At 65.8% G+C, this 17,944-nt stretch carries 12 protein-coding genes; 5 read left to right on the forward strand and 7 right to left on the reverse strand.

The window, feature by feature from the left end; translation table 11 throughout:
• Positions 1–5: 5 nt before the first annotated feature.
• The 7 genes from AC2T4A_RS02500 to pilG all read right to left on the reverse strand — a co-directional run bounded on the left by AC2T4A_RS02500 (position 6) and on the right by pilG (position 13,982).
• Positions 6–1,040, reverse strand: coding sequence for a chemotaxis protein CheB (locus AC2T4A_RS02500; RefSeq protein ID WP_486742661.1), 1,035 nt, complete (start codon positions 1,038–1,040; stop codon positions 6–8).
• Positions 1,033–9,489, reverse strand: a complete 8,457-nt coding sequence (locus AC2T4A_RS02505) for an Hpt domain-containing protein (RefSeq protein WP_486742662.1) — start codon at positions 9,487–9,489, stop codon at positions 1,033–1,035. The genes AC2T4A_RS02500 and AC2T4A_RS02505 overlap by 8 nt, the downstream gene beginning before the upstream one ends.
• Before the next feature lie 24 nt (positions 9,490–9,513).
• A complete protein-coding gene (locus tag AC2T4A_RS02510; protein ID WP_478378339.1) occupies positions 9,514–10,377 on the reverse strand; it encodes a protein-glutamate O-methyltransferase in 864 nt (287 codons plus the stop codon).
• A 62-nt stretch (positions 10,378–10,439) separates the two neighbouring features.
• Positions 10,440–12,488, reverse strand: a complete 2,049-nt coding sequence (locus AC2T4A_RS02515; RefSeq protein ID WP_416743546.1) for a methyl-accepting chemotaxis protein — start codon at positions 12,486–12,488, stop codon at positions 10,440–10,442.
• Between the two features lie 83 nt (positions 12,489–12,571).
• Positions 12,572–13,108 carry a chemotaxis protein CheW gene (locus AC2T4A_RS02520; RefSeq protein ID WP_017520132.1) on the reverse strand — a complete coding sequence of 179 codons (537 nt, stop codon included), beginning with the start codon at positions 13,106–13,108 and terminating at the stop codon, positions 12,572–12,574.
• A 54-nt stretch (positions 13,109–13,162) separates the two neighbouring features.
• Positions 13,163–13,528: a twitching motility response regulator PilH gene (gene pilH, locus AC2T4A_RS02525; RefSeq protein WP_024766237.1), complete on the reverse strand. Its 366-nt coding sequence runs from the start codon at positions 13,526–13,528 to the stop codon at positions 13,163–13,165.
• 46 nt (positions 13,529–13,574) lie between these two features.
• On the reverse strand, positions 13,575–13,982 hold the full coding sequence (pilG, locus tag AC2T4A_RS02530; protein WP_015475142.1) for a twitching motility response regulator PilG: 408 nt from the start codon (positions 13,980–13,982) through the stop codon (positions 13,575–13,577).
• A 281-nt stretch (positions 13,983–14,263) separates the two neighbouring features.
• Here pilG and gshB point away from each other — a divergent pair, with 281 nt between their 5' ends.
• The 5 genes from gshB (at position 14,264) to pyrR (ending at position 17,921) form a co-directional block, all read left to right on the forward strand.
• Positions 14,264–15,226, forward strand: a complete 963-nt coding sequence (gene gshB, locus AC2T4A_RS02535; protein WP_236172733.1) for a glutathione synthase — start codon at positions 14,264–14,266, stop codon at positions 15,224–15,226.
• Positions 15,227–15,282: 56 nt separating this feature from the next.
• Positions 15,283–16,176, forward strand: a complete 894-nt coding sequence (locus AC2T4A_RS02540; RefSeq protein WP_486742663.1) for an energy transducer TonB — start codon at positions 15,283–15,285, stop codon at positions 16,174–16,176.
• Between the two features lie 74 nt (positions 16,177–16,250).
• Positions 16,251–16,820, forward strand: a complete 570-nt coding sequence (locus tag AC2T4A_RS02545) for a YqgE/AlgH family protein (RefSeq protein ID WP_486742664.1) — start codon at positions 16,251–16,253, stop codon at positions 16,818–16,820.
• Entirely contained in the window at positions 16,821–17,258 is a 438-nt protein-coding gene (gene ruvX, locus AC2T4A_RS02550; protein ID WP_478378309.1) for a Holliday junction resolvase RuvX, read from the forward strand.
• Positions 17,259–17,408: 150 nt separating this feature from the next.
• Entirely contained in the window at positions 17,409–17,921 is a 513-nt protein-coding gene (pyrR, locus tag AC2T4A_RS02555) for a bifunctional pyr operon transcriptional regulator/uracil phosphoribosyltransferase PyrR (RefSeq protein ID WP_416743552.1), read from the forward strand.
• Positions 17,922–17,944 lie beyond the last annotated feature (23 nt).

Here is a 17,944-nt window from a genome sequence, read left to right on the forward strand (position 1 = left end):
TTATCTCACTGGGTGACTACGCCGACGCATTGTTCGGCAAGGTGATTGACCAGCGCCGCCGCGAGTTCGCGCGGGTCGCCGGAGAGGGTGCTGTAACCGCCTTCGCGGAGGCTGTCGGGCATGCTGGAGCAGGCGCAGCTGTCGGCGCGCTGGGTCCAGATCGGCGCGCCCTGGCGACGCACATAGGCCGCCGCGGCACTGCCGTCACTGCACATGCCGCTGAATACGATCACACCGCAACGATCGCCGTACTGCTGGGCGAGGTTGAGCATCATCTGGTCGATGGACGGGCTGTAGGGTTCCGGCCAGCTGCGATCCTCCACGCGCATGCGCGCCGAGGCGTCGAAACCCAGCTCGCGAGCGATCGGCACGACCACGACTTCGCCGCAACGCACCGGATCGCCGTCGCGCACGGTGTTGACGTGCCACTGGCTGTGGCGACCGACCGCTTGCGGCAGGTTCGCCTCGAAGGAAGGATCGATGTGCTGGGCATACAGGAAGCCTACCGGCAGCCCACCGGGCAACGCATCGAGGAAGGTCTTCACCGCGGCAGGGCCACCCAGCGAGGCGGCCAGCAGCCAGACCTGTGCCGCCGGTTCACCGGCTTTGAGCGGGGATGCCGCGAGGTCATCGGGCAGCGCCACGCGGCTCGGGCGCTGGGCTTCGTCGAGCAGCGCAGCCAGGCTGCGGCCGACGCCGGCGCTGGGGTCGCCCACCAGCTTGCGCAGCTTGGACACCAGCCGTCGCTCCCAACGCGGATAATGTTCGGAATGCCGCTCCGGCGCGTGGCCTTCGCCGAACAGCACGGGCACCCGCGACTGCTCCAGCAGGTTGTCCACCAGCGGTGAGTCTTCCTGCTGCGCCAGGTCGACCAGCCACAGGTCGGTCTCGCAAGCGTCCAACTGGTCGCTCTCAAGGCGCGCCGGATCAGCGTTGAGCACCACCTGGTAGCCATGGCCCGCCAGGGCCTGGGCCAGCACGTGGCGCTGCAGCGAGGTGTCGGCGATCACCGCGATCCGTGGCGTGCTCTGCTCAGACATAGGCCTTCACCAGCTTGTGGATGTTCTCCAGCAGCTCCGATTCCTGGTACGGCTTGCCCAGGTACTGGTTGACGCCGATGGCCAGGGCACGGTCGCGGTGCTTCTCGCCGGTACGGGAGGTGATCATGATGATCGGCAGGTCCTTCAGCTGTTCATCGTGGCGCACCAGGGTGGCCACTTCGAAGCCGTCCATGCGCGGCATCTCGATGTCCAGCAGCATGATGTCGGGCTTGTGCTCCTGCAGCTGGGCGATGGCGTCCACCCCGTCCTTGGCGGTGAGCACGTTCATGCCGTTGCGCTCCAGCAGACGGCTGGTGACCTTGCGCACGGTGACCGAGTCGTCCACCACCATGACCAGGGTCGGGCGCTGGTGCTCGATTTCCGCCACGCTCGGGCCCGCCAGCTGCCGGCGCGGCGCGTGCTGGATGAGCTGGGCGTGGAGCACGCGGATGGTCGCCAGCAGGTCGAGAATCACCACCACGCGACCGTCACCGAGAATGGTCGCGCCGGAGATGCCGCTGACGCCGGCGAACTGCGCGCCGAGGCTCTTCACCACGATCTCACGCGAGCCGGCCAGGGCGTCCACCTGCACTGCCACGGCGTGGTCCGCCGAGCGCACCAGAATCACCGGCAACGGCAGCGACTGGCCGACCAGCTTGGGATGCTGGCCGTTGTTGAGCAGGTCGCCCAGGTACTTCAGTTCATAGCTCTGGCCGGCGTACTCAAAGCTCGGCGCGGCGCCGGTCTCGTCGGCGGCCGCCTGGTCGTAGAGGGCTTCCAGCTCGTACGGGGAGACCCGCACGATACCTTCGATGGTGTTCAGCGGCAGGGCGTACAGGTCCTCGCCGGAGAGCACCATCAGCGCGCGGTTCACCGACACGGTGAACGGCAGGCGGATATCGAACTTCGTGCCTTCGCCGACGCTGGAGTGGATGCTCATGGAACCGCCGAGCTGTTTCACCTCGGAGTTCACTACGTCCATGCCCACGCCACGGCCGGAAATCTGCGTGACCTTCTCGGCGGTGCTGAAGCCGGCCTCGAGGATGAACTGCAGCACCTCGTGGTCGTTCAGCTCGCTGTCGTCGGTCATCAGGCCACGTTCGATAGCCTTGCGGCGAACGGCTTCCAGGCGGATGCCGGCGCCATCGTCGGCCAGGGTCAGGAGGATGTCGCCACCCTCGCGGCCCAGCGTCAGGCGGATGGTGCCCTGTTCCGGCTTGCCGGCGATGCGGCGCGCTTCGCCGGACTCGATGCCGTGGTCGACCGCGTTGCGCAGCATGTGCTCCAGCGGCGCGACGATGCGTTCGAGCACGGTGCGGTCCATCTCGCCTTCGGCGTTGCTGACCACGAACTCGACCTGCTTGCCCAGCTCACTCGCCACCTGGCGGACGATCCGGCGCAGGCGCGGTACCAGGCGATCGAAGGGCACCATGCGGGTACGCATCAGGCCTTCCTGCAGCTCGGTGTTGACCCGCGCCTGTTGCAGCAGCAGGGTCTCGGCGTCGCGGTTCTTGGCGGCGAGGGTTTCCTTGAGGTCGAACAAGTCGGAAGCGGACTCGAACAGCGCGCGGGAGAGCTGCTGCAGCTGCGAGTAGCGGTCCATTTCCAGCGGGTCGAAGTCTTCGTAGCCGGCACGTTCGGCGTCGGCCTGGTGGCGCGAGAGAATCTGCGCCTGGGTTTCGGTATCCAGGCGGCGCAGCTGGTCGCGCACCCGCTCGATGGTGGCGTCCATCTCGCCCAGGGTCGAACCAACGTCGCTCACCTGCTGCTCGACGCGACCCCGGAAGATCGAGGTCTCACCGGCAAGGTTGACCAGGCCTTCGAGCAGTTGCGCGGGCACCTTCACCAGTTCCTGCGGCGCGCGGCGTGCGGCGGCCTCCTGGGCGGCCTCCTGGGCACGGCGGACGAAGGGCAGAACCACCGGGGCATCGATGCGCTGCGGCACGGCGGCGGCCATGATGGCTTCCGGCAACGCCGGCAGGTTCACCGGGGCCGGCTGTTCGGTAATCAACTCATCGGCAACGTCTTCCTGCTGGCTTTCTGCACTCTCGACTTCGCCCAGGTGCAGGCGCAGCTGGTCGACCTCGGCCTGCAGGCCTTCGAAGCCGGACTGCACGTCCATCAGCAGGCTTTCCGGCCAGGGTGCGCCCTGCTGCTGGGCTTCGCCCAGGTGCTGCTCCAGGTCGTGGGCCAGGTCGCCGAGGCTGGACTGGCCGGCCAGGCGCGCACCGCCCTTGAGGGTGTGGAGGATGCGCAGCAGTTCGTCCAGTGCGCCGTTCTCGCGCTCGGCGTCCCAGCGGCCCAGGGCCTGCTCCATGCCTTCGAGCAGGTCGTCGGCCTCTTCCAGGAAGATATCCAGGATGTCGGCTTCCGGGCCCTCGGACGCGGCATGGGAGGAGCTGATCGCGTGCAGGCTGACGCTGCTGGGGATGCTCAGCTGTTCTTCGGGGTTGGCACGAAATCGGTGGATCGCATCGATCAGCGATTCACCTCCCGGCACCCGGCGATGCTGTTGGACGGCTTCGAGCATCTCCGCGAGACGGTCGTGGCAACGCTGCAGCAATTCGAAGAGCGTCGGGCTGGCGCGCAGGCGCCCGCCGCAGAGGCCTTCGTAGAGGAATTCCAGTTCGTGAGCCAGGTCGCCGATGGGGCGAATCTCGGCCATCCGCGCACCGCCCTTGAGGGTGTGCAGGTCGCGTTGCAGCGCTTCCAGCTCGACGCTGTTATCAGGGTTTTCCATCCAGCGGTGCAGAGCGCCGGAGGAGCTTTCGAGGATGTCGAAACCTTCTTCGAGGAAGATTTCCACCAGTTCCTGGTCGCGGTCTTCGTCCAGTTCGTACTCGCTGTCCTGCACGCCCGTTGCTTCAGGGGCAGGCGCGGCGGCGGAAGCGGCCGATTCGACAGCTTCCGGCTCAACCTGCGGCAGTTCGGCGATCTCCGCTTCGGCCTCTTCGAGGAAAGCCTGCAGGTCGATTTCTTCGGGCGCGGAGTCCGGCTCGGCCGCTACATCTTCCAGGCTTGCGGTATCGCTGGCTGCATGGTCGACGCCGTCGAGGTCAATGCCTCCCAGGTCGACGGCTTCAACGTCGATACCTTCAAGATCGACGCTGGCGAAATCGACAGCCTCAGGTTCGGCCAGTTGGATCTCTTGCGCGATTTCGCCCTGCGGTGCCGCCTCGGAGGGCAGCTCCAGCTCGATGTCATCCTCGACGATCGATGGCAGCTCGATAGCCTCGTCCTGCTCCGCCACGGCATCCTGTTGCGGCTGCGCGGCCAGGGCTTGCGGGACGTTCAGACCGGCAGCGGGGTTCTGGCGGAAGGTGCGAATGGTCTGCACCAGGTCCGCCGGGTCGGTCAGTACCTGGCCGGCCTGCAACTGGTCGAGCTGGGTCGCCAGGCGGTCATGGCAGGTGCGCAGCAAGTCGCCCAGCGGCCGGCTGTGCTGGAAACGATGGTCCAGCAGGCCTTCGTAGAGCGATTCGAGTTCATGGGACAGGTCGCCGATTTCGCGGATTTCCGCCATGCGCGCGCCGCCCTTGAGGGTATGCAGGTCGCGTTGCAGGGTCGAGAGCGCGGCGAGGCCTTCGGGCGAGGCCAGCCACTGGTCCAGCGCCTGGCCGGCGTTGTCGAGGATGTCGACTGCCTCTTCGAGGAAGATCGCCACCATCTCCTCGTCCAGCGCTCGCGGCGGCTGTTGCGGGGCGGAGTGGGCGTGCGGGGTTTCGGCGGTGATGACGTCATCGTCGTCATCGTCGGCGGCGCCGCGGGGAGCACCGTCGCTGTCATTGCGCGGCGACCAGCTGAGGCCGTCGGGCAGGTTGTCATCGTCCACCGGGCGACTGTCGAGGAGGAACTCCTCGTCTTCGGCCGGGAAGTCGTCGGCAGTCAGGCTTTCCAGGTCGACGAACTCGATTTCCGCGTCCTGCGCTTCATCCGCAGCAACGGCTACCGGCGCATCAAGCAAACGATGCAGCGCTTCGACCTGTTCCGGGCGGGCGCTGACCTGCAGGGCCGCAGCCACCTGGTCCATCATGCCGATCAGCGCCTCGTGGGCAGCCTCGGCAGCGGAGAAGAAGGCATCGCCGGTTTCCAGGTGGCCCTGGCGCACGGCGCCATAGACCGCCAGCAGCGCGTCCGCGAGTTCCGCCATCTGCGGCAGCTCGGCCATCTGCGCGCCACGGCTGAGGGTTTCCAGTTCGTCGTAGAGGGCGCCCAGCTCCTGGCGCTCCTGCGGGTGCTCGCGCCAGCGGCGCAGCAGGTCCTCGGCGTCGAGCAGGATGTCCATGCCCTCGGCGAGGAACATGCCGATCAGGTGCGGGTCGTTGCCGCTGCCCTCGCCGCTTTCACCGCGACGCTTGGCTTCGGCGGCTTCCAGGCGCTCCTGGTGTATCTGCGCGATGCGCGCCAGCAGCTCCGGGCTACCCTCGATGGGCGCCAACGGGCGGCCTTCGACGAGCTGGTCGAGACCGACGCGGAACAGGCCTTCGGCGGCGTGCAGCAGCTCGGCTTCGCGCAGGTCGACCTGCAGCAGGTTGGTCTTGAATTCCTTCACCAGCCGCTCCAGCGGCGTGGCGATTTCGGCGATCGGCAGGATGCCGGCCATGTGCGCGCTGCCCTTGAGCGTGTGCAGGGCGCGCTGCAGGTCGTCGGTCACCGGCTGCGGCAGCTGCTGCGCGCAGTCGGCGAGGAAGCCGACCAGGGTTTCCAGGTGGGCTTCGGCTTCGTTGCGGAAGATCTCCAGCAACTGCGGGTCAAGGCTCTCGTCGAGGCCTTCGTTGGCAGCCTGCGCAGCGATTTCCTCGACATCCGCCAGTTCGGGAGTGATGTCCTCGACCTGCGGTGCCGACTCCGGCAGGCCGCCACCGGGCGGCGGCACCGGCTGACCTTTGGCCAGAGCGTGTGCGGTAGCGGCCAGGCGGTCGACGTCGTCGCGCTGGCGCTGGGCGCTGGCGGCGTACTCCTCGACCAGTTCGGGCATCAGCGCAACCACGTCCTGAACCACCTGCAGCACGGCAGGCGAGGCGGCAATGCTGCGGTCGAGCACGCGGTTGAGCAGGTTTTCGATGGACCAGGCCAGCTCGCCGATCACCAGCGCGCGGACCATCCGGCCACTGCCCTTGAGGGTGTGGAAGGCGCGGCGGATTTCGGTCAGCGAGTCGCGGTCGTCGGTGTTGGCCAGCCAGGTCGGCAAGTGCTCGCCGATGGTTTCCAGCACTTCGCCGGCTTCTTCGATGAAGACTTCGCGCAGCTCTTCGTCGATCGGTTCTTCGTCGGCGGGCGGTGGCAGCAGGCTGGGCGGCACGTCCTGGGCCGGCGGGTTGATCGCCGATACCGGAGCGGCCATGACTTCGGCCAGGGACAGCGGCTTGGCCGGCGCCTCGGCAACCGGCTCGGGCTCTACCGGCGGGCTGGGCAGCTCGACTTCCGGCAGGTCCAGGTCGGCGATGTTCTCGTCGCTCCAGGCCTCGGCCTGGACAGCGGGCGTCTGCGGCTCGACCAGCGGTTCCAGCGCCTCCAGCTCCAGCGGCGCGTCGAGACTGAGGTCGACGCCGGCGTCCAGCGCGGTCGGTTCGCTCAATTCGCCCAGCGTCCAGTTGTCATCGCTGACCAGCGAGGCTTCGGCTGTGGACGGCGCATCGCTGGCCGGCTGGGCATCGAAGCTCAGGTCGTCCAGGGATTCCAGGGGCGCAGGTTCCAGTGTTTCCAGGCTGGCGAAGCTTTCGTCCAGTTGCAGGGAAGGTGCCGGCGATTCGGCAGCCGGCTGGCTCAGGTCGATGCTGAACCAGTCTTCCTCGGCAGGCTTCTCGCCGGCCGGAGTGAGCGACTCCATGTCCCAGGTCAGTTCGTCCACCGGGGCCGGTGTGGCCTCCAGCGACGGCAGGCTGGCGAAGTCTTCGAGCAGTTCCGGGCTAGCCGGGGCTTCGCCCGGGGTGGCGGACAGATCCAGGGATTCCCAGGTCTGCTCGGCAGCGGCGGGCTCAAGCCGGGCCGTTTCGTCGAAACGCGGCGTCTCGGCGAGCGGAGCGGCGTCGTCCAGGCTCCAGCTCAGTTCATCGGCCAGCGGTTGCGCGGGAGCCTCTTCCAGCGTTTCGAAGCTGAACGCGATGCTGTCGGCCTTGTGGCTGTCGTCCAGCGACCAGCCTTCGTCGGCCAGGGTGGTGTCTGAAATCGGTGCAGCCGGCTCCAGCTCGATATCCCAGCTGAGGCTTTCCGGCTCCAGGGTGGCGGTCGGCTCTGGCAATTCGGCCGAGAGCGGCGCGGCGGCCAAGGGTTCGACCTCGTCCTGGGTCCAGGCGTGCGATTCTGCGACGGGCTCGGCGGCGTGCAGGTCGGTGTCCAGTTCCAGGGGTTCGAAGGTGAAGCTCGACTCGGCTTCGCCAGCGGGCTGACCTTCCAGCTCGGCGGCGGGCTCGGCGGACAGGTCGATGTCCGCCAGCAGCTCGGGCTCTGTCGTGGCCGCGGGTTCGACAATCGGCTCCAGGGGTTCGAAGGTGAAGCTCTCCGCGCTTTCGGCCAACGCCTCTGTCGGGGCAAGCTGAGCAGGCTCTTCGAACGGAGCCGCTTCGAAGCTCATCGGCTCGAAGCTGTCGGCGATTTCCACCGGCGCGACCAGTTCCGGTACGTCTTCCACCGGCACCGCCTCGCTCGGCTCGGCCAGCGGCTGTGCGGCGAGCACGTCGATCTCGTCCAGCGGATTATCCAAAGGTGCAGGCAGCGGTGCCGGTGCGTGAGCTTCCGGCTCGGCATCGAGAATCGACGGACGCGGCTTGAGCGAGTAGCCCAGGCTGTCCAGGCTCTCCTCGGCCACATCGAGGATCATGTCGCCCTGGGTGTTGTGGTCTTCGGACAGGCGCTCGAGGTAATACTCGACGCTGGTGATGGCGTCGGCCAGGGTGTCCAGGCTGTGCCAGTCCGGCACGGCCTGGCGCACCAGCAGTTGTTCCTGGATGTAGCGGTTGCAGTTTTCCAGCAGTTTCGCCGCACGTTCCTGGGAGATCATCGCCAGTCCGCCGCGCACCTGCGTCAGCAGCTCTGGCACGCGGGCCAGGTGCTCGTGGTTCCACTGCGAGGCGATGAACTCGATGATCGCGTCCTTGGCCAGTTCCAGGCCGTTGCGCGCTTCCTTGATCACCACCTGGTGGATCTGCTCGACATCCGTGGTCGGCAGAACATTCTCTTCGCTGCCCGGCTCTTCGCTCGGACCGACCATGCCGGCCAGAGTCGCCTCGACATACAGCAGCGCGCCAGCGACGTCCATCAGGGTGGCGTCGTTGGGCTGGCGCTGGCCATGGGCGAGCGCGCTGACCACGTCGATCTGGTCGAGGATGACCTTGCGCGGCTGGCCAAAGCCCAGCACGGCGAGAGTGTCGGCGATCTGCTTGAGCGGTGCCAGCAGGCTGCCCAGCTCGCTCACGCCGCTGCGGTCGCTGCGCACGAAAAGGTCGAGGCTGTCCTTGACCCGCACCAGTTCCTCGCACAGCGCACCGACGACCGAGCGCATGGCGTCACGGTCCGGGCCGGCAAGGCGGGCGCGCTCTTCGTCCACCAGCGCGGCGCCCGGCAGGGCGTCGTCGAGGCGGTACTCGTCCTTCACCGCACGCACGCGCGGCGACTGGTCGGAGGCCTTGGCCACATAGAACAGCAGGTTCTTGATCAGTTCGTCCGGCGCCGGCTGGTTCATGGCGTCGGCGCCCTGGTCGACCAGGCGCTTGAACTCGCGGTCGACCTGGCGCAGCAGGTTACGTACCGAGGTGCCATTGGCGATGCTGCCGTTGGCCAGGCCTTCGATCATCGCCGAGGCGATCACCCACAGGCGACCCAGCGGGGCGTCCTTGCACAGGGATTCGAGGCGGGCGAAGACGCGCGCCAGGTAGCCCAGGTTGGTCGGCAGGTCCTGGTTGCGGATGACGCCGACCAGGGCAACCTGCAGCATCTGCCGCAGCTTGCGCAGCAGCGCCGGCAGTTCGGCGGTGCGCAGGCGCGCCAGGGCATCCACCGGCAGGACCGGTGAGGACTGGGACAGGTCGGGGGAGAACAGGCTGGTTTCCGACAGCAGCTTCTCGCCGCGAGCGGTGCGCAGGTCGTTGAGCAGCGGCAGCACGACCATCGGCAGGTCGCGGCGGGCGCTCTGGATGCGCTCGAGATACGCCGGCAGCTGCAGGATGGCCTGCATCAGTACTTCCAGCGCTTCGCTCTGGCTGGAAGTCTTGCCGTCGATCAGTGCCTGGGTCAGGTACTCCATTTCTTCGGCGAGCAGGGCCGCGCCGTAGAACTCCACCATCTGCAGAGTGCCGCGCACCTGGTGGATATAGGCCAGGCAAAAGCCCATCCGCGTCGGGTCCTGGGGATTCTCGACGTAGGATTCGAGGGCTTGCCGCGCCTGCTTGAGCGTTTCGGCAATCTCGCCTTTTACCCATTCCAGGGCGACATAATCGTGCCGATCACCCATAGCCACTCCACTCATGTGTCTGTGTCATCCCTTCCGGGTAAAGGCCAGAACGCGCTCATCGGCGACCGGTTCGAGCAGCGGGTGGTGCCAATCGGCGACCTCACCCACTCCGATCACCAGCAGTCCCCCAGGCGCCAGGCGCTCGGCCAGGCGATTGAGGATTTCCCGCCGCCGCCAGCGGCGGAAATAGATCAGCAGGTTCTGGCAAAAAATCACGTCCATGCCGGACATTGGCGCCTTGGCCAGTTCCAGCACATTCAGCCGAGCGCAACAGACGCGCCCGGCGAGATCGGGTATCACACGGTATCGACCGTCATCCTGCGCGCTGAAGTAGCGCGTGGCCAGTTCCGGGTCGATATCCGCAAGCTTGCGTGCCGCATAGCTCGCCTCGCGCGCCCGGTTCAGGGCATTGAGGCTGATGTCGGTGCCGGTCACGCCGTACAGCGGCGCAAGACCTGCATCTTCCAGTACCTTGGCGGCCACCATGGCGAGGGAGTAAGGCTCCTCGCCGCTGGAACAGCCGACACTCCACAAGGCCAGCGGACGGCTCGGGCCGACCTCGGCGAGGCGCTGGCGCAGGTAGCTCTCCAGCACATCGAACGATGCCTTGTGACGAAAGAAACGGGTTTCCTGAACGGTGAGGCGGTCCAGCAGGTTCGACCACTCGACGGCGCCGCGCGGGCCATCGGTGACCTGTCGGTAGTAGGTGCCGTAGTCGGCGATGCCCAGTTCGCGCATCCGCGCGCCCAGGCTGGTCTGCAGGAAGGCGCGGCGTTGTTCGTTGACGACGACACCGGTCCGGTCTTCCAACAGTGCCTGCCAGTCGCGGAAGTCCGCGGCCGACATGTCGGCCAACGGCTGCAACGACCAGACGCCACTTGCCTGCATGTCGCGCCCCTCGCTCAAGACTGTCATGCGCTACCCGGTGAAGAGCAGCGCACCTCCTCTGCTCAGGCCTGTTCGGCGGTGTCCGGCAGTTTGAAGCCGGATACGGAGTGACGCATCTCGCCGGCCATCTTGGCCAGGTTACCAATGCTGCGTGCAGTAGCGGTGGTACCGGCGGAAGTCTGCGAGGTGATCTCCTGGATCACGTTCATGGTGTTGGAAATGTGGCCGGCGGAGGAGGCCTGCTGACGGGCGGCGTTGGAGATGTTCTGGATCAACGCTGCCAGGGTCTTGGATACCTTCTCGATCTCTTCCAGGGACACACCGGCGTCCTGCGCCAGGCGGGCACCGCGCACCACCTCGGAGGTGGTCTGTTCCATCGAGATCACCGCTTCGTTGGTGTCGGTCTGAATGGTCTTCACCAGCGCCTCGATCTGCTTGGTCGCAGCGGAGGAACGTTCCGCCAGGCGCTGTACTTCGTCCGCTACCACGGCGAAGCCGCGGCCAGCGTCGCCCGCCATGGACGCCTGGATCGCGGCGTTCAGTGCGAGGATGTTGGTCTGGTCGGCAATGTCGTTAATGAGGCTTACGATGTCACCGATCTCCTGGGACGATTCACCGAGGCGTTTGATCCGCTTCGAGGTGTCCTGGATCTGCTCACGGATGTTGTCCATGCCGGTGATGGTGTTGTGCACCACTTCGTTGCCCTTGTTGGCGATGGCTACGGAACGTTCCGCTACCGCCGAGGACTCGGAGGCGTTCGCCGATACCTGGTCAATGGACACGGCCATTTCGTTGATCGCGGCGGAGGCGCCGGCGATTTCCTGGGCCTGGTGCTCGGAAGCCTCGGCCAGGTGCATAGCGGTGGCCTGGGTTTCCTGGGCGGCGGCGGCCACCTGCACGGCTGTCAGGTTGATGGTTTCCACCAGCTCGCGGAGCTGGTCGATGGAGTAGTTGATGGAGTCCGCGATCGCACCGGTGAAGTCCTCGGTCACGGTCGCGGCTACCGTCAGGTCACCGTCGGCAAGGTCGGCGATTTCGTCGAGCAGTCGCAGAATCGCCGCCTGGTTACGTTCGTTCTTCTCGTTGGTCTCGGCCAGGCTGCGCTTGGCTTCACGCACCATCACCAGACCGATAAGGATGATCGCGCCCAGGGCGATGATACCCAGTGCGGCGCTGGCGACCTGGTTGAACACGCGGCCTTCGGCCAGGTTCTCGAAGCCGTTGGCGAGGTTGGACGCTTTGTCCAGCAGGGTCTGCGAACCGCCGAAGATGGTGTTGGCGGCTTCACGAACCTGGAACAGTTCCGGGGAGGTCTCGAGGATCTCGTCCACCGAGCCGGAAACGAATTCGAAGAGCTCGGCAATCTCGTTGAGGCGGTCCACCGCTTCGGCGTTGGTCACCTTGGAGATGCTCATCGCCGCATTGCCTTCCTTCATGCCCTTGAGTACGCGACCGAAGAGGCTGGCGTCACGACCGAAGCTGTCGGCGGCCTGCACGGAGTTCTCGTCACCGGCGAGCACCTTGTTCACCGAGCCGAGGATACGTTCGGCGAGCAGCGACTGGCGCTGGGCTACCGCAACCTGGTCGGCCGGGGCGCCGTTTTCCAGCAGGATGTCGACGACCTCTTCGTACTCCACCTGCAGCTGCGGGATGGTCTCGGCGAGGGTCGCGGCCACCTGGTGCAGGGACAGTACGGTCTGTTCGCTGGAGAGGATGGAGTCGGCGTTCTTGCGCAGGGTGTCCCAGTCCTTCTGTACTTCCGCCATCTGCGGTTGTACCGAATCCGGGCTCGGCGGCAGGCCGGTGCTCTCGTCACCCTTGGTCAGGATGTTCCAGCGCTTTTCGAAGTCGTTGCGCGCTTCTTTGAGCAGCTTGAACGCCTCCGCCTTGCCCGCCGCGGCTTCCGTGGCGTTCTTGGCGATACGCTGGGACAGCACGCGCAGTTCGCCGGCGTGGCCGATGTACTGCTTGTCGTGGTCCGCCTGCTTGTTCAGGTAAGCGAAGTTGGCGAACAACAGCACAAACGCCACGATCAGGACCACGAAGAGTCCGAGGATCAGCGAGCTGCTGCGCGCACCCGAAAAAAGACTGCCTGCCTTTATATTTTTCATATTCGGCCCCCGCCTGGACCCACCACGATTACGAATTCCATGTCACAACAAGGGCCGGCAATGCCGGCCCAACCGGTCAAACTCTAGCTGGCGACATCCAGGAACCCCGGGTGCTGAGCCAGCGCATGCGGGCTGAACACGAGCCAGGGTTGCTCCCGGTGGAAGACGCCATGGATAAAGGGTTGCAGGACCGCTTCCAGCGGCGGCAGCTGCTCGGAGAAGGTGTCCACCGGGAAGTGCTGCATGCCGAATACCTCATCGACGATGAGGCCGGCGAAGACTTCCTGGTGTTCCACGACGAGCACGCGCCGTTGCTTGCGCAGAGGCGAAAGCTCGGCGCCGAGGAAACCGCACAGGTCCATGATCGGCAGCAGGCGGCCGCGCACGTTGGCGACCCCCTTCACCCAGTCACGGACTCCGGGCAGCAGTGTGTAGCGCGGCTCGTGAAGAACCTCGCCGACCTCCCCCATGGGCGCCACGAACAGGCGCCCAGCCATACGAAAGCCGATGCCGTTCCAGCTCTGCACCACCTCGCGCTGGGCGGGCAGACCCGCGGCCAGCTGCCGACAGCGCTGATCGATCTGGACGAGAACCTCGAAAGGACTCTGGACTTCCGCCATGCCGGCCCTGGCCTTCTCTAATAATTATGTTCTGGTCGTGCAGGTACGGCTGTATCAGCCGGCCAGCACCGAATTGATGGTCTTGAGCAGTGTCTCTTCGTCCACCGGCTTGGTCAGGTAATCGCGAGCGCCCTGGCGCTTGCCCCAGACCTTGTCGGTCTCCTGATCCTTGGTGGTGACGATGATCACCGGAATCGCGCTGGTTTCCGGGTCCTTGGACAGCTGACGGGTCGCCTGGAAGCCGTTCAGGCCGGGCATGACGATGTCCATCAGGACGACGTCCGGCTTCTCCTGGCGAGCCAGGGCCACGCCATCGGCGCCGTTTTCGGCCTTGAGTACCTGGTGCGAGTGCTTTTCCAGCATCGCGGTCAGCTTGTACATCTCGGTCGGCGAGTCATCAACAATCAGAATTCGAGCCATTGTGGTCCCCATACGGAATAGGCGTCACCGGCGCTTGCGCCGGACTTCAGGAAGCGTGCTCCACCGGGGTGAAGTCGGGCACATGGGTCTTGATCGCGCCGAGCAGTTCTTCCTTGCTGAAGGGCTTGGTGAGGTACTGATCGGAACCGACGATGCGACCCTTGGCCTTGTCGAACAGACCGTCCTTGGAGGACAGCATGATCACCGGCGTGGATTTGAAGGCACTATTGTTCTTGATCAGGGCGCAGGTCTGATAGCCATCCAGGCGCGGCATCATGATGTCGACGAAGATGATGCTCGGATGGGTATCGGCGATCTTGGCCAGCGCGTCGAAGCCGTCGATGGCTGTGATGACATCGCAGCCGACTTTCTTCAGCAGGGTTTCAGCCGTGCGACGAATCGTCTTGGAATCGTCGATCACCATTACTTTCAAACCGTCGGAATGCTGTTCCATGTTCGCCCTTACCATCTCGGTGAGTCGTTTTTTCCGCTTTTTATATCAGTGCGCTAGCGCCCTGCCACCGTCGGGCTGCGACCCAATCGTGGGAACCTTTTACCACAATCGTCAGAATCTTTACCACGCCCAGCAAATTCAGGCCATAAGACCCCGAACGCGCAGGCTTTTTCCTTGACCGAGCGCACATCCAGCGCCACCCTGAGCGTCCATTTTCAGCCTTTGCGGCGCGGCCCAGAGTCGCAGCCCCAAGCCGACGAATCCCCCCAGGAGGACATCCCATGAGCGTACGCCTCGGGATCGTGATGGACCCCATCGCGCAGATCAGTTTCAAGAAGGACAGCTCCCTGGCCATGCTGCTGGCTGCCCAGGCCCGTGGCTGGCAGCTTTTCTATATGGAGCAGCAGGACCTTTACCAGAAGGAGAACGTCGCCCGCGGTCGCATGCGTCCGCTCAAGGTGTTCTACGATCCGGCCCACTGGTTCGAGCTCGAAGAGGAAGTCGACCAGCCGCTGTCGGACCTGGACGTGATCCTGATGCGCAAGGACCCGCCCTTCGACAACGAGTTCGTCTACTCCACCTACCTGCTGGAACAGGCTGAAACCGCAGGCACGCTTGTGGTCAACAAGCCGCAGAGCCTGCGTGACTGCAACGAGAAGTACTTCGCCACGCTGTTCCCTCAGTGTGCGCCGCCAACGGTGGTGAGCCGTCGGTCCGACATTCTGCGCGAGTTTGCATCACAGCATCGTGACATCATTCTCAAACCCCTGGATGGCATGGGCGGATCGATGATCTTCCGCCACCGCGAAGGCGACCCGAACCTCTCGGTGATCCTCGAGACCCTGACCCGTCACGGCCAGGAGCAGGTCATGGCGCAGCGCTACCTGCCGGCCATCAAGGACGGCGACAAACGCATCCTGATGATCGACGGCGAGCCGGTGGAATACTGCCTGGCGCGCATTCCTGCCCAGGGCGAAACCCGTGGCAACCTGGCTGCCGGTGGCCGTGGCGTGGCCCAGCCGCTGACCGAGCGCGACCGCTGGATTGCCGCGCAAGTCGGTCCGGAACTGCGCAAGCGCGGCCTGCTGTTCGTCGGCCTGGACGTGATCGGCGAGAACCTCACCGAGATCAACGTCACCAGCCCGACCTGCATCCGCGAGATCGATGCGGCCTACGACACGCGCATCGGTGAGAGACTGATGGCAGTCATCGACGAAAAGCTCAAGGCGCGCAGTGCGTCATAGACTTTTATAAGCCTCGTCGGCAGACTTCGGCCCCACCCTGGCCCATGCGACCCGCAATGAACGCTGCAACCCACCAAGACTTCCCCGTGTCCTCCGGCGTACGTCCGGCGGACCGTCTGGGTTTCACCCTGTTCGTTGCGGCCATCCTGCACGTGGCCGTGCTGCTGGGGGTGGGCTTCACCATGCCCAGCCCCAGCCAGTTGAGCAAGACGCTGGAAATCACCCTGGCCAGCTTCAAGAGCGACAAGGCGCCGGAGAAAGCCGATTACCTTGCCCAGATGAACCAGCAGGGCAGCGGCACCCTGGAACACAAGGCAGTCCCCAAGACCACCGAGCAGGCGCCCTTCCAGGACACCGAAGTCAAGAAAGTCGCCCCGCCGGCCACCCCGCGCCAGGCCAAGAGCCCGGAAGCGCCCAAGGCCGCCGTCGCCACCCGCACTCCGCGCCCGGACAAGGTGCAGACCAAGCAGCAGACGCCCAAGGCCGAGACCGTTGCCAAGCCCGCGCCGCAGTTCGACTCCAGCCAGCTCTCGGCGGAAATCTCCAGCCTCGAAGCCGACCTCGCCCGCGAACAGCAGGCCTACGCCAAGCGCCCGCGCATCCATCGCCTGAGCGCCGCCTCGACCATGCGCGACAAAGGCGCCTGGTACAAAGAGGAATGGCGCAAGAAGATCGAGCGCATCGGCAACCTCAACTACCCGGACGAAGCCCGCCGCCAGCGCATCTACGGCAGCCTGCGCCTGCTGGTGTCAATCAACCGCGACGGCTCCCTGTATGAAGTGCAGGTGCTTGAATCCTCCGGCCAGCCCACGCTGGACCAGGCCGCCCAGCGTATCGTGCGTCTGGCCGCGCCCTTCGCGCCCTTCTCGGGCGACCTGAACGACATCGACCGCCTGGAAATCATCCGCACCTGGCGCTTCGAGCGCGGCGACCGCCTGTCCAGCAACTGAGCCTGGGCGCCGGTAATGTCTGCTGGCGCTTTCAAGTCTTGTCCCTTTGGCCCCCAGGCCTGAAACTAGCCGGCATGAAAAGCACAGCCGCCAGCTACCTCAAGCACCACTTCCTGATCGCCATGCCGCACATGGCGGACTCCAACTTTGCCCAGACTGTCACCTACCTCGTGGAACACAACGAGCAGGGCGCCATGGGTCTCATCATCAACCGCCCCAGCGGCCTGAGCCTCGCCGACGTGCTCGAGCAGCTGCGCCCGGACGAACTACCGCCGGTGCGCTGCCAGGGCGTGACCATCTATACCGGTGGGCCGGTACAGACTGACCGCGGCTTTGTCCTGCACCCCGCCGGCCGCAGCTACCAGGCCACCCTGGAATTGGGCGAACTGTCGCTGTCCACCTCCCAGGACGTGCTGTTCGCCATCTCCGACGGCAGCGGTCCGGCGCAGCACCTGATCACCCTCGGCTACGCGGGTTGGGAAGCAGGTCAACTGGAAGCCGAACTGGCCGACAACGCCTGGCTGACCTGCCCCGCCGACCTGGCGGTGCTCTTCGAGGTACCGGCCGAGCAGCGCCTCTCGGCAGCCGCCGAGCGCCTGGGGGTCAACCTCAGCCTGCTCACCGCCCAGGCCGGGCACGCCTGAATGAGCAACAGCAAACCCCTGCGCCTGCTCCTGGGCTTCGACTACGGCACCAAGCAGATCGGCGTCGCCGTCGGCCAGGCCATCACCGGCCAGGCCCGCGAACTCTGCGTGCTCAAGGCACAGAACGGCGTGCCGGACTGGAACCGTGTGGAAGCGCTGATCAAGGAATGGCAACCCGACGCCATCGTCGTCGGCCTGCCGCTGAACATGGACGGCACCCCCAGCGACATGAGCGAACGCGCCGAGAAGTTCGCCCGCCGCCTGCACGGCCGCTACAACCTGCCAGTGCACACTCACGACGAACGCCTGACCACCTATGCCGCCAAGGGCGAGCGCCTGGCCCAGGGCCAGACGGGCGGCTACCGCGAACGCCCGGTGGACGCCCTGGCCGCCGCCCTGCTGCTGGAGGGCTGGCTGGCCGAGAACGCCCCTGCCTGACCTGCGGCCTGATCTGAAAAAATGCCCCCTTGACCTGTGACAGCGCCAGGGGAGCCAAAGCCGCTAAGCTTGCCGGACCACTCCTCCCGGAACGGTCCGCCCCGATGGCCGCCCGCGCCGGGTGGCCTCGCCAACCGAACCGGAGATGTCATGACCCTGCCCAGCCCCGCCGAACTCATCCCCCGCATGGCCACCGACCTGCGCAACTACCTGGCGCAGCGCGGGATCGACTCGCCGCGCTTCGTCGGCATCCACACCGGCGGCATCTGGGTCGCCCAGGAATTGCTCAAGCAACTGGGCAGCGACGAGATCCTCGGCATCCTCGACGTCTCCTTCTACCGCGACGACTTCACCCGTAGCGGCCTGCACCCGCAGGTCCGTCCGTCGGAACTGCCGTTCGAGATCGATGGCCAGCACCTGGTCCTGGTGGACGACGTGCTGATGAGCGGACGCACCATACGCGCCGCGCTCAACGAGCTGTTCGACTACGGCCGCCCGGCCAGCGTGACCCTGGTCAGCCTGGTGGACCTGAACAAGCGCGAACTGCCGATTCGTCCGGATGTCGTCGGCGAAACGCTGTCATTGGCACCCAACGAGCGGGTAAAATTGCGCGGTCCCGCACCACTTGTCCTCGAGCGCACGCTTCTCAGCCCCGCGCTGTAACCCCGCGCGCCCGGACATCCACC

It is taken from the genome of Pseudomonas sp. PVC-3-1 (genome assembly GCF_057444315.1).